General features: G+C 69.3%; 11 protein-coding genes and 3 pseudogenes. 8 read left to right on the forward strand and 6 right to left on the reverse strand.

Features of this window, described 5'->3' with window-relative positions; all coding sequences use genetic code 11:
- The first annotated feature begins 18 nt into the window (after window positions 1-18).
- The 5 genes and pseudogenes from VV01_RS23430 to VV01_RS16455 all read left to right on the forward strand — a co-directional run bounded on the left by VV01_RS23430 (window position 19) and on the right by VV01_RS16455 (window position 4,189).
- On the forward strand, window positions 19-876 hold the full coding sequence (locus VV01_RS23430) for a helix-turn-helix domain-containing protein (RefSeq protein ID WP_071606420.1): 858 nt from the start codon (window positions 19-21) through the stop codon (window positions 874-876).
- 45 nt (window positions 877-921) lie between these two features.
- A pseudogene (locus VV01_RS16440) lies at window positions 922-2,127 on the forward strand (IS3 family transposase).
- 26 nt (window positions 2,128-2,153) lie between these two features.
- Window positions 2,154-3,053, forward strand: a pseudogene (locus VV01_RS16445) (Mu transposase domain-containing protein); the annotation flags it as partial.
- A pseudogene (gene istB / locus VV01_RS16450) lies at window positions 3,053-3,867 on the forward strand (IS21-like element helper ATPase IstB). The pseudogenes VV01_RS16445 and istB, both read left to right, overlap by 1 nt.
- Window positions 3,868-3,943: 76 nt before the next feature.
- A complete protein-coding gene (locus VV01_RS16455; protein WP_050670832.1) occupies window positions 3,944-4,189 on the forward strand; it encodes a hypothetical protein in 246 nt (81 codons plus the stop codon).
- Between the two features lie 632 nt (window positions 4,190-4,821).
- Here VV01_RS16455 and VV01_RS16460 read toward each other — a convergent pair.
- Together VV01_RS16460 and VV01_RS16465 are read right to left on the reverse strand one after the other, a co-directional pair.
- Window positions 4,822-5,505, reverse strand: a complete 684-nt coding sequence (locus tag VV01_RS16460) for a cutinase family protein (RefSeq protein ID WP_197275073.1) — start codon at window positions 5,503-5,505, stop codon at window positions 4,822-4,824.
- Window positions 5,502-6,854, reverse strand: coding sequence for an NAD(P)-binding domain-containing protein (locus tag VV01_RS16465; protein WP_050670834.1), 1,353 nt, complete (start codon window positions 6,852-6,854; stop codon window positions 5,502-5,504). Before VV01_RS16465 ends, VV01_RS16460 begins: the two co-directional genes overlap by 4 nt.
- 93 nt (window positions 6,855-6,947) lie before the next feature.
- Here VV01_RS16465 and VV01_RS24790 point away from each other — a divergent pair, with 93 nt between their 5' ends.
- Both VV01_RS24790 and VV01_RS16475 read left to right on the forward strand, forming a co-directional pair.
- Window positions 6,948-7,790: a helix-turn-helix domain-containing GNAT family N-acetyltransferase gene (locus VV01_RS24790; protein ID WP_050670835.1), complete on the forward strand. Its 843-nt coding sequence runs from the start codon at window positions 6,948-6,950 to the stop codon at window positions 7,788-7,790.
- Between the two features lie 91 nt (window positions 7,791-7,881).
- Entirely contained in the window at window positions 7,882-8,379 is a 498-nt protein-coding gene (locus VV01_RS16475; protein WP_050670836.1) for a DoxX family protein, read from the forward strand.
- 18 nt (window positions 8,380-8,397) lie between these two features.
- On the opposite strand, the gene VV01_RS16480 is transcribed toward VV01_RS16475, so the two are convergent.
- Window positions 8,398-8,895, reverse strand: a complete 498-nt coding sequence (locus VV01_RS16480; protein ID WP_050670837.1) for a CGNR zinc finger domain-containing protein — start codon at window positions 8,893-8,895, stop codon at window positions 8,398-8,400.
- Between the two features lie 114 nt (window positions 8,896-9,009).
- Between VV01_RS16480 and VV01_RS16485 the strand changes: the two genes are divergently transcribed.
- Window positions 9,010-9,921 (forward strand): alpha/beta fold hydrolase, encoded by a 912-nt coding sequence (locus tag VV01_RS16485; protein WP_050670838.1) that lies wholly within the window; start codon window positions 9,010-9,012, stop codon window positions 9,919-9,921.
- A 95-nt stretch (window positions 9,922-10,016) separates the two neighbouring features.
- Here VV01_RS16485 and VV01_RS16490 read toward each other — a convergent pair whose 3' ends face one another.
- The 3 genes from VV01_RS16490 to VV01_RS16500 are packed head-to-tail and all read right to left on the reverse strand — an operon-like array spanning window position 10,017 to window position 11,963.
- Window positions 10,017-10,472, reverse strand: a complete 456-nt coding sequence (locus VV01_RS16490) for a hypothetical protein (protein WP_050670839.1) — start codon at window positions 10,470-10,472, stop codon at window positions 10,017-10,019.
- A 27-nt stretch (window positions 10,473-10,499) separates the two neighbouring features.
- Window positions 10,500-10,706, reverse strand: coding sequence for a hypothetical protein (locus tag VV01_RS16495; protein WP_050670840.1), 207 nt, complete (start codon window positions 10,704-10,706; stop codon window positions 10,500-10,502).
- Window positions 10,707-10,733: 27 nt separating this feature from the next.
- Entirely contained in the window at window positions 10,734-11,963 is a 1,230-nt protein-coding gene (locus VV01_RS16500) for an HNH endonuclease (RefSeq protein ID WP_050670841.1), read from the reverse strand.
- Window positions 11,964-12,002: the final 39 nt, after the last annotated feature.

Raw genomic sequence — 12,002 nt, forward strand, 5'->3', positions numbered from 1 at the left:
CGCTCGGCAGACAGCCGCATGACCACCTCCAGTACGCACGTCATCCGCGTCGGCGCGAACGTGTGGTGGGACGGGTCCACCTGGGAAGTCGAGTCGCTCACCGAAAGCGCGGCGCGGCTCCGGCGCGACGACGAAGTCCAAGCCGTCAGCTTCGCGGCACTTGCAGCCGACTCGCTCTCCGGGAGCCTCGACGGCGACCGCGTTCCCGTGGATACCGCGCCGCCCAGCGGCGTGCTCTTGGCGGCGCTCCCCCCATCTGCGCGCAAGGCACTCGAGGAAGAAGCTTTGCATCTGATGGAGCTCCAGCGGCCCGACCCTGATCGGACGCGCGCCGACAGGCTGCGCTCGAAAGCAGAGGAACTTGGCGTTTCGACGAGGACTCTTCAACGACGTCTGGCGCGCTTCGAAGCACAGGGTGTTGCGGGACTCATCGATGCGCGGCTCCTCAAAGAGGGGCGCCGGTCGGTCGACCCACGCTGGGACAGCGCATGCCTTGAGGTCCTTCACCGCTACTCCCACTCATCGACACCCACACGACGAACAGTCATCCGACACGCCAACACGACCTACCTGGAGGCGGTGCCCGGTGGACGCGTGCCTTCAGACCGCGTGGCATATCGACGGCTCGCCGAGCTCGACAAGGGGCGCTACACATTCGGGCCGTCTAAGCAACGTCGTTCGGTCACGGAGCGGCCCACGGGTGTGCTTGGACGACTTCGCGCCGACTATCCCGGCCAGTACCTCGTCATGGACAGCACGCGGCTTGACGTGTTCGCCATGGAGCCCATCACTCTGCGATGGGTGAACGTCGAGCTCACGGTCGCGATGGACCTCTACTCACGATGCATCACTGGGGACTGCTGCACGAACAGGTGACATCTGATCTGGCTTGCCCGTGAGGGTGGCCTGGAAGATGTTGCTGTGCCTAAGCCCTACCCCCGAGAGTTTCGTGATGATGTCGTGCGCGTCGCCCGAGGTCGTGAGCCGGGTGTGACGCTGGAGCAGGTCGCCAAGGACTTCGGTGTCCACCCGATGACGTTGAACAAGTGGTTGCGCCAGGCCGCGATCGATGATGGCGACAAGCCGGGCACGACCACGGCTGAGTCTGCTGACCTGCGGGAGGCCAATCGGCGGATACGGCTGCTGGAGCAGGAGAACGAGGTGCTGCGCCGGGCGGCGGCTTACCTGTCTCAGGCGCATCTGCCGGGAAAAGGCTCTACCCGCTCGTGAGTGAGCTGGCCGCTGACGGGATTCCCGTGACGGTCACGTGCCGGGTCCTGAAGCTCCACCGTCAGAAGTATTACGCCTGGCTGGCCAGTCCGGTCACCGGTCGTGAGCTGCAGGCGGCCTACCGGGCCAACGCGTTGTTCGATGCCCACCGTGATGATCCGGAGTTCGGGTACCGGTACTTGCTTGTGGAGGCCGCCGGCGCGGGTGAGGTGATGACGCCGCGCACGGCGTGGCGGATCTGTTCGGCGAACGCGTGGTGGTCGGTCTTCGGCAAGAAGCGCGGCAGCCACGGCAAGAAGCCCGGGCCACCGGTGCACGATGACCTGCTCGCTGGTCAGGACGAGCACGGTGTGATCCGGCACTCCTTCACCGCCGCCGCGCCGAACCAGGTGTGGCTGACCGACATCACCGAGCACCGCACTGGTGAGGGGAAGCTGTATCTGTGCGCGATCAAGGACGCCTGCTCCGGGCGGATCGTGGGCTACTCCATCAGCGACCGGATGAGGTCAGCCCTCGCGGTCGGCAGCCCTGGACTCGGCCGTCGCGCGGCGACGCGCGCAGGGGCAGGACGTCACCGGGTGCATCGTGCACTCCGACCGCGGTAGCCAGTTCCGCTCACGCAAGTTCGTGCACGCCTTGAACCAGCACGCGCTGACCGGGTCGATGGGCCGGGTCGGCGCTGCCGGTGACAACGCCGCGATGGAGTCCTTCTTCGCGCTGCTGCAGAAGAACGTCCTGGACCGCCGCACCTGGGACACCCGCGAAGACCTGCGGATCGCGATCATCACCTGGACCGAACGCACCTACCACCGGCGTCGACGCCAAGACCGCCTCGGCCGGTTGACCCCCATCGAGTACGAGACGATCATGACCACGCCAGCCGATCAGGCGGCATGACTACCACCTGTCACCTGTTCGTGCAGCAGTCCCATCTGTCCCCGATGCCGCAGGTGACCTCGCTGGATGAGCTGAATGAACGCATCCGGGTCTGGGAGGACGCCGACGAGGGCCGGCGCATCACCGGCCACGCCAGCACGATCGGGGACGACTTCGCGACCGAGCGAGACCTGTTGCGGCCGTTGCCCGTTGAGCGGTTCGACCCCGGGCTGGTGCTGCGTCCGCGGGTGGACCGCGCGAGCATGATCACCGTGCGGATGGTGAAGTACTCCGTACCGGCGCACCTGATCGGCCACCGCGTCCGGGTCTCGCTGCGCGCCTCGGAGCTGGTCGTGTTCGAGGGCAGGGCCGTGGTCGCGGTCCACCCCAGGGTCGCGGCCCGCACCGGGCACGTGGTGGTCCTGGATCACTACCTGGAGGTGCTGCGGCACAAGCCCGGCGCTCTCCCCGGCTCGACCGCCCTCGCACAGGCCCGCGCCGCCGGGGTGTTCACCAGCGCCCATGAGGCGTTCTGGGCGGCCTCCCGGAAGGTCAACGGTGACGCCGACGGTACTCGTGAGCTGGTCGAGGTCCTGCTGCTGCACCGTTCCCTCACGGCCGCCGATGTCACGGCGGGGATCACCGCGGCCCTCTCCGTGGGGGCGGTGACCGCCGATGTCGTCGCGGTCGAGGCCCGCCGCCACGCCACACGCGCCACCGACAGTGAGGGTGGGACCGTCTCGGATCGTCATCTTGTTGCCCGCGACGGTGCGCCCGAGCAACGGGTGGTGTCGCTGACCCAGCGCCGGCTGACCGACCCGGCCGCCGTGATCGCCGGCCTGCCCCCGGACACCCGCCTGGTCCCGTCCGTGGCCGCCTACGACGAGCTGCTCCCACGCCGCCGCGCCGCGACCGACCCCGACGATGTGAAAGCGAGCACCAGCTGATGGCACCGACCGCACCCGCAACCACGATCACCCCGACCCTGCGCCGCCGCCGCGGCCTGACCGAGGAAGCCGCCGTCGCCGCGATCGACCAGGCCTGCCGCCGACTACGGCTCCCGACCATCCGGGCACTGGTCGACGAGGCCCTGACCGTGGCGACCAAGGAACAGCTGACCTACCAAGGATTCCTGGCCGAGCTGCTGCTGGCCGAGGTCGACGACCGCGACCGACGCTCCTCCGTCAGGCGCGTCAAAGCCGCCCAGTTCCCCCGCGACAAGTGGTTGGGCGACTTCGACTTCGACGCCAACGCCGCGATCAACCCCGCCACGGTGCACGAGCTCGCCAAGGGCGACTGGATCCGCAAGGGCGAACCGCTGTGCCTGATCGGGGACTCCGGCACCGGCAAGTCCCACCTACTCATCGGCCTGGGCACCGCCGCCGCCGAGCAAGGCCACCGCGTCCGGTACACCCTGGCCACCCGGCTGGTGAACGAGCTCATCGAAGCCGCCGACGAGAAGCAGCTCGCGAAGACAATCGCCCGCTACGGGCGCGTCGACCTGCTCATCATCGACGAGCTCGGCTACATGGAGCTCGACCGCCGCGGAGCCGAGCTCCTCTTCCAAGTCCTCACCGAACGCGAGGAGAAGAACAGCATCGCCATCGCCTCCAACCAGTCCTTCTCCGGCTGACCGACACCTTCACCGACCCGAGACTGTGCGCCGCGATCGTCGACCGCCTCATCTACCACGGCACCATCATCGAAACCGGCACCCACTCCTACCGCCTCGCCAACAGCCGTGGGCAAGTGCACGGGTGATCAACGGCGCGCGTCCCCTGATCGTCGTGGCTGCTTGCTAGCGTCTGACAACCACATCATCTCGGGACGGGGAACCATGCGTAAGCGTCTGATCATCGGTGCAGTGATTGCGTCAGCCGGCCTCGCCGGCGCGACGGCGGCGGCCTCCGCAGCAGGCCAGCCACACGGCGAGGTCGCGCAGCTCAAGTGGGTTGGTGCCCATCCCGACACCTCCATCGATGCCCCTGTGGGCAAGCAGAAGGTGTACGTGGTGGACGTGCAGCAGAACACGATCCGCTATGTCGGTACGCAGGCCGACGACCAGGTGAAGTTGCCTCGCTGACCCAGGCGTCGTCCCTTCGATGCCGCGACAGGGTTCGGTCTTGCAGCGGTCAAGTCTTGGCAAGGAATCGCCTGAGGCCTTCTTCCCGCGGACGTTGCTTGTCATGCTTCCTGGCATCCGGGGGGATCGCACGAGGGGGGAGTTTCATGATGGTCCTTCGTCGTCCCAGAACCCGGGAAACGATCAGAGAGGGACCTCATGAAGTCACACAAGATCCCTTTCACTGCCATCGCGCTGACCGCTGCGGGGGCAGCGGGGTCAACTGCTGCCGCGTCGGCTGCAACTGGTGCCGCAGCGGAGCCTCGTCCGGTGGTTCAGCAGCTGAAGTGGGTCGGCGCTCACCCGGACACCTCGGTCGACGCGCCAGCCGGGCATCAGAAGGCCTACCGGGTCGACGTCAAGACCAACACGATCACCTACCTCGGGCTGCAGAAGCGCGGCACGCTGTCGAATGCCGTGAGCGGGCCGTACAACCCGCCGCGTTCAGGTGACTTCATCTACGGAGCATGCCGTACGCCATACGCCAACTACGGCTTCGCCGGCCACGGCGGGAAGTCGGTCAACCTCGGCATGCGCGGATACGTGCAGAGCGGCAACTACCCCGGCTCCGCTCAGTGGGCGATCTCGGGCGGCTACGCCTCGACGCCGCACATGGGCAGGAACGCCACCGTCTCCGCCTGGTCGGGCATGCCGTTGTGGAAGTACGCGACGTGCCCTTCGACGTCCGATCCTGGAGCGTTCTGCGCGGAGATGTCTCCGGCTGCGCAGTAGTCGCGCATGCGTCCTGCGTAAGGACCGAGAGGGTCCCCTGTGCGCGGCGTGACGCCGCTGATCCCAGGCGCGAACTCGCCTGCGTTGTATGGCATTCCGGCGGTGAAGGTCGGGTTGCCGAACAGCGCGATGGCCTCGATCAGCTCACTCGCACGATGATCGAGCACGGGAGCGTGCCGCCCGGCGCATCGCAGGTGGGGCGCGATGAGAGCGTCGGTGATGACCTGCGCACCCTGAGACCAGCCGAGCAGCACGATGCGCAGCTCCGGGCGGGCGCCCGCCTGGCCGTTGAGGACGGACACCAGGTTGCGTACGCCGATCCCGGGGCTCTCGCCGAGATCGATGCTCGCGGGGTAGGTCGCATCGAAGCGCTCGAAGGTCGCCGGGTACGCGAGGCTGTGGACCTCCACCTCCCCTGGACAGCGGCGAGCAACGGCGCGGGCGATCGGGGTGAGCAGCCGGGACCCGCTGGCGGGCTCGGTGCTGCCCCGCACCGTGATAACAAGGACCGGCGCCCGCACCACGGTGGCGGACCTCGTCGTCATCGCGGGGGCGCGGTGCCGATCGTGAGGAGCGCCTCGGATGCGGGCGCGCCGCAGCATCCGCCCGCCTGCGCGTCGGTCTGCTCCGGCTCGTCGAACAGGCCCGAACCGCCGCACACCCCGGACTCCGGCAGGGTCAGCTCGACCCGCTCGGCGGCCTCGTGATCGCCGTCGATCGCTGCCACGACGCTACGGACCTGCTCGTAGCCGGTCAGCGCCAGGAACGAGGGCGCGCGGCCGTAGGACTTCATTCCGACCAGGTAGAACCCGGCCTCTGGCTGGGCGAGCTCCTTGGCCCCGTGCGGGTACACGGTCCCGCAGGAGTGCACGTTCGGGTCGATCAGCGGAGCCAGCGCACGGGGCGCCTGCAGGACCGGATCAAGATCCAGGCGCACCTCGGACAGCATGCTCATGTCGGGTCGGAACCCGGTCACGGCGATGACCTCGTCGACGTCGGTGACCTGCTGCCCGTCGAAGGAGGTCAGCGACAGCCGCCCGCCCTCGCCGATCGCCACCTCGGAGGTGCGGAAACCGGTGACCGCGGTCACTGCACCGGACTCGACCGCCTCTCGCGCCCTGGTGCCCAGCGCACCGCGCGCGACGAGCTGGTCGTTGTCGCCCCCGCCGAACGCACCCTTGGCAGAGGAACGGCGCACCAGCCAGCTCACCCGAGTCCCTGGTGCCTCCTTGGCGAGGGCTGCCAGCTCAACCAGAGCGTTCTGCGAGGACGCACCGGTGCCGGCCACGACGACGTGGCGGCCGGCGTACCGGCTGCGGACCGCCTGGGCGCGCAGGTCGGGCACGCGGTAGGTGATCCGCTGCCGTGCTGCGCCCTCGCCGATCGCCGGAAGCCCATCTCCTCCCAGAGGATTGGGGCCTCCCGAAGTGCCGGAGGCGTCGATGACCGCTCGCGCGACGACGCGCTCGACACCCGTGGCCGTCTGCACCTGGAGGACGAACGGCTCGGCCTCGCGCCCGGAGTCGACGACCAGGTCACGACCCTGCCGAGTGACACCCACGACGCGGGCTTCGTAGCGCACCGTGACCTCGTCGGTCGCGCCCAGCGCGTCGGCCAGCGGCTGCAGATAGCCGGTCGCCCAGTCACGGCCGGTCGGGTACGCACTCGGCTCTGGCGCAGCCCACCCGGTCGGGGTCAGGACCTTCTCGGCCGCCGGGTCCACCAGCTCCGACCACTGTGAGAACAGCCGGACATGACCCCACTCGCGCACGCCGGCACCCGCCTCACCGCCGGCCTCCAGCACGACCGCGGGCACGCCGCGCTGCTGCGCGTTGGCCGCTGCGGCCAGGCCAGCCGGACCGGCTCCGATCACGACGAGAGGCAAAGCCTCCATGACTGACTCCTTTGATCGAGAAGGATCGATACTCGGACTGTATCGACCAGCATCGAAACCGTCAATCGATCTGTGTCGATGTATGATCGGGCCGTGACAGCGACTCAACCCGCCACGCCTTGCACCCTGGACATTGCCTCCGCCGAGACCTACGCCGGATGGTTCAGCACGCTCGCCGACCCGACACGAGTCCGGCTGCTGCACGCCGTCGCCACCAGCGCCAGCGGATCCGCCCGCGTCGGCGACCTCGCCACGCAGCTCGGGATCAGCCAGTCGACGTGCTCGCACCACGTGCGCCGACTGGCCGAGGTCGGATTCATCATGGTCGACAAGGTCGGCACGTCCAGCGTCGTCACGGTCAACCCGGCATGCTGCACGGGCCTCCCCCACGCAGCCGACGTCGTGATGGGCACGATGCTCGAAAACCCTTGCTGCCCCAGCGATCTCCCGGCTGACGTCACGACGCGACCCATGCTCAAGAAGGACCTGCGCACGGTCCGCGACATCTACGCCGAAGGCATCACGACCCGCAACGCGACGTTCGAGACCGAGGTGCCCGCGGTCGGCGTACTCGCGGACAAGTGGCTGAAGGGTCATCGGTGGGTCGCCGAGATCGACGGCACCGTCGTCGGCTGGGCTGCGGCGAGCCCGATATCTGCTCGCGAGTGCTACGCCGGGGTCGCCGAGACGTCGGTCTACGTCACCGAGTCAGCGCGTGGTCGCGGCGTCGGCAAGGCCCTCCTGCACCGCCAGGTCACCGAGGCGGACGCCGGTGGGCTGTGGACCCTGCAGACGTCGATCTTCCCCGAGAACCGCGCGAGCATCGCCCTGCATCACGCGGCGGGCTTCCGCACCCTGGCCGTCCGCAGCCGGATCGCCCAGCTCGACGGGATGTGGCGCGACACCGTGCTGCTCGAACGTCGCGCATCCGTGTGACGGCCGCAGATATGAGGTAGCGGATCGCCTACAGCACCGGGACAATTCGGCACGTACGACCTCACGAGTCACGCCTCCCGGAAGAGAGACCATGGCCCCGCTGATCATCCTGCTGGCCGCCACTGCCGTCGTACGACTCATGGACATCCGCCGCGAGGGCCGCGGCGCCCCCTGGGCACATGCGCTGCGCTACGGACTCGCGGCGATGTTCGTCGCCACCGGCGGAGCCCACTTCGTCGGGATGCGTGAGGACCTGATCGCCATGGTGCCGCCGGACCTGCCCAACCCCGGGCTGCTGATCACCATCACGGGCATCCTGGAGCTCGCCGGTGCGGTGGGACTGGTGTGGCGGCGTACAACGGCCCTGGCCGCTGCGTGCCTCGGGCTCATGATGATCGCGATGTTCCCGGCCAACGTGTACGCCGCGACGCACGACCTCGTCGCCGAGTGGACCGACAACCTCGTGCCGCGCACGATCCTGCAGATCGTCTTCCTGGCTGCCACGGCGATCGTCGCCCTCCACTACTTCCGCGAGGACCGTACGGCGCCTGCGACGGACGAGTCGCGGGTCAACGCGGACGCGGCCTGAGCCGAGACCCCAGCGATATCAGGGCTTCTCGCGTGCCCGAGCCTGGTGGCGGCGCGCCTTGAGCCGGTTGCCGCACGTCTTCATCGAGCACCACCGCGCGGCGTTGGCGCGGCTGCGGTCGATCAGGAACAGGCTGCACTCCGGGTTGGCACACGGTCGCAGCCGGGCGGGCAGGCTCTCCTGAACGTCGGCCCAGGCGAGCACCAGCTCGACCGCGAGGCCGCGGCCTGCGGGTGCTTCCAGATGCCACTCGAGACCAGACGAGGTCAGCTCGGGGACACGGCGAACACCGTTGAGAACCTTCAGGATCGACTCTTGCGCGTCGCGCCCTGATGCAACTTCCTGCAGCGCGTCGCGGGTCAGCCTCAGCCACCGGCGCTCCTGCACGCCCCCCTGACCTCCGTGGTCGAGAGCCCACCGGTCGAGCACGTCGTCGTCGCGCCAGCCGTCCTCGACCCGTCCATCCCGGATCGGCGTGCTGTTCAACGCCTCCAGGAGCGCCTCAGCGTCCAGCATCCGGCCTCACCTCTCTCCTAACCCGATCAAACCTATTGACAGGTTACATCCCTCGGCATCTAATGGGTCGCGCACGTCACTAACCAGCATGAGCCATTTAAGGGGTTACTTGCCATGTCCGACGTCCGCCACCGCTACGCCACCGTCAACGGGCACCGCGTCTTCTACCGCGAAGCGGGATCGCCCACCGCACCCACGCTCGTCCTCCTGCACGGGTTCCCGACGAGCTCGCGCATGTTCCGTCACCTCATCCCTGCGCTCGCCGACCGGTGGCATGTCATCGCCCCCGATCACATCGGGTTCGGCAGCTCGGACACACCGGGCGTCGACGCATTCACCTACACGTTCGACGCCCTGACCGACATCACCGAGGGCCTGCTGGGCCGGCTCGGGGTGACGGAGTACGCCATCTACGTGCAGGACTACGGCGCCCCCATCGGCTGGCGTCTCGCCCTGCGCAACCCTGAGGCGATCACGGCTGTCATCAGCCAGAGCGGCAACGCCTACGAAGAAGGCTTCGTCAAGGACTTCTGGAAGCCGCTGTGGGAGTACGCCGAGAACCCGAGCCCGCGCACCGAGCCCGCCGTCCGCGGCCTGCTCACGCGCGAGGCGACCCGCTGGCAGTACGAGCACGGGGTCGACCAGCCCGAGCTCGTCGACCCCGACACCTGGGCCGCCGACGACCACGGGCTCAGCCGACCGGGGAACGATCTCGTGCAGCTCGCGCTCTTCCGGGACTACGCCAACAACCGGCCGATGTATCCGCAGCTGCACGAGTACTTCCGGGAGCGCCAGGTCCCGCTGCTCGCGATCTGGGGCGGCGGCGACCAGATCTTCGGGCCCGACGGCGCACGCGCGTTCGCCACGGACCTCACCGACGCGGAGATCTACGTGATCGACGGCGGCGGACACTTCCTGCTCGAGTCCCACCTGGACCTCGTGGTCGGCTACATTCGCGGATTCCTGCTCCGCAGCGTCGACCGCACGGCCGAGGGTCACGCTCGCGCAGCGTCGAGCGCGGCATAGCGGTCGGCCTGCTCAGGCCCGTACCGCGAAGCGGCTCAGGATCGGCCCGAGCCCGCGGTACGGGCCACGCCGCCGCGGCGACGCGCGTCCGAGCCTCAGAGCGCGGCCGCGACCTGATCCGCCGTACGAGCGGTCGGTCGACGGCTGAGCAGCCCCTCCTTGCCGTACGCGCGCACCGTCGTCCCGGCGCCCGACGGCAGGAGGTCGACCACGATCTGCTGCAGACCGGTGCGGCCCAACGGGACGACGACGCGCACGACTCCGCCGCCCGGCGCCGGCAACGGCTTCACTGCGGGCAGCGCTGAGGCGACACGGTTGAAGGCGTCGGCGGGTGCGTACGAGCGTGGGACGGCACGGTCCTCGACGCGGGTCTTCATCCGGGACGCCGCCCAGCTGCCGCCCTTCGCGCCACCTCGTCGGCCACCCGCCCCACCGGCGGCTCCGCCTCCGATACCGCCACCGATGGTGCCTCCGAGCTCACCGGCGTCAGCGAGGACTCCGATCAGGAAGCTCTCGACCTCGGGTGGGACTCGGTCGTCATGGCTGGGCATGAGCCGAGTATGCGGGACCACTCCCGATCAGGCCGCGCGGGCGAGGGCGTTGCGCACGAACGCGATCAGCGACCCGGGGTCGCGTGCGTCACCTCCGGCCGGCGCGAGCGGCGGCAGGTCGGGGTCGTATGCGCCGAGCGGAACCGGCGTCGGCGCGCACGGGATCACGCCAGGCCCGAGCGCGGGCGGAGGCTGCGAGGAGTAGCGGTGACCGGTGGGCGTCTCGATCTGCACCCGGTGTGCGGGCCCGCGTGGCCCGTCTCACCCGGCGGCGGTGGGCACTGCGTGACCGGGGTGCACCACCGTGGTGCGCCATCCGGGCATCTCCTTGACGTAGTTGAACCGCTCGCACACCCCCTGCCCGTTGTCGAGCGCGGTCGAACCGCCCGCGGCATAGGGAACGACATGGTCTCGGTGACGAATCGGGCTGTCGCAGAACGGAGTTCGGCATACACGGTCACGAGCGTCGAGCAGTCGGCGGACAGGCCCGTCGAACTCGCGACGCCGAGCATCGACCGCCACCGTCGTACCGTCGATCGGGTCGGTGAACAGCCTGCGCACCCACGCCCGGGAGCGCGCGACCTCTGAGCGCGACCCGCCGGCGGCGAGACGTCGGCCGAGCGCGGCGGGCAAGGGGCCGTAGCCGTCGACGTGCGCCGCCTCGTCGCCGTCGTGCAGCAGCGAGTCGGCACTCATCACGAGGCTGATCTCGACGGACACGTCCGCGGCGGAGTCCTGCCCGGTGAGGCGCTCCACCAGCAGGTCAGCACGCAGCTGGGCGAGGCTGCGCTCATCGCCAGCAGCCCTGACCGCACGCGCCTGCGCGTCGAGCGCGGAGTACGCGGCCACGCACTGGGCTGCCGGGAGCGCCGCGGACAGCACGCCCATGCAGTCGGGCGCGGGGCGGCTCCACACCGCACGGTCGTGCTCGGCACGAGCAACGCGTTCGACCATCGCCTCAGGGTCCTGCTCGTACGCCAGACGCCGCACCGCCGCGTCGGCCTCACGCGCCGACATGTCGGGCAGGCGAGGCGCAACCAGTGCATCGACCGCACGCCGCTGAGCAGGTTGCAGGTGCGAGGTGTGCCGCACCGCGCTCTCGGCGACCCGCTCGCTGACATCGCCCGATGCCAAAGCCCTGAGCGTGCACGGCATCTCGACCACCAGAGCGCGCGCTCGACCCAACCGCGCAGACGCCGCCTGAGGCGAGATCTTGCACGCGAGCCCGATCTGGTCGGCCACGCCTCGACCACGCTGACGAGCCGGTACGCCGGCCGCAGCCTGCTCGTGCACCTGCGACTCGGCGAACGCCACCATCACGTGAGCCTGCGCAGCGACACAAGCCGCCTGCAGCCGCTCGAGCGCGGCCAGCTGGTCGATCCGCTCGGCGTCGCCCACCTCAACGTCGAGGCACGCCAACGCGTCGACTGCTGCCCGCACGTCGGACGCCAGCAACGCGGCGGGCGTCTCGGCGACGGACTGACGACTCATGCCAGTATCGTACACATGTTCGACTGATCATGACGCGCT

Source organism: Luteipulveratus halotolerans (assembly GCF_001247745.1).
Lineage (GTDB): Bacteria > Actinomycetota > Actinomycetes > Actinomycetales > Dermatophilaceae > Luteipulveratus > Luteipulveratus halotolerans.

Bases quoted from the DNA above. Each gene is read 5' to 3' on its own strand.
- VV01_RS23430 (WP_071606420.1), top strand. From the start codon at position 19: ATGACCACCTCCAGTACGCACGTCATCCGCGTCGGCGCGAACGTGTGG.
- VV01_RS16455 (WP_050670832.1), top strand. From the start codon at position 3,944: ATGCGTAAGCGTCTGATCATCGGTGCAGTGATTGCGTCAGCCGGCCTC.
- VV01_RS16460 (WP_197275073.1), bottom strand. From the start codon at position 5,505: ATGACGACGAGGTCCGCCACCGTGGTGCGGGCGCCGGTCCTTGTTATC.
- VV01_RS16465 (WP_050670834.1), bottom strand. From the start codon at position 6,854: ATGGAGGCTTTGCCTCTCGTCGTGATCGGAGCCGGTCCGGCTGGCCTG.
- VV01_RS16475 (WP_050670836.1), top strand. From the start codon at position 7,882: ATGGCCCCGCTGATCATCCTGCTGGCCGCCACTGCCGTCGTACGACTC.
- VV01_RS16480 (WP_050670837.1), bottom strand. From the start codon at position 8,895: ATGCTGGACGCTGAGGCGCTCCTGGAGGCGTTGAACAGCACGCCGATC.
- VV01_RS16485 (WP_050670838.1), top strand. From the start codon at position 9,010: ATGTCCGACGTCCGCCACCGCTACGCCACCGTCAACGGGCACCGCGTC.
- VV01_RS16490 (WP_050670839.1), bottom strand. From the start codon at position 10,472: ATGCCCAGCCATGACGACCGAGTCCCACCCGAGGTCGAGAGCTTCCTG.
- VV01_RS16500 (WP_050670841.1), bottom strand. From the start codon at position 11,963: ATGAGTCGTCAGTCCGTCGCCGAGACGCCCGCCGCGTTGCTGGCGTCC.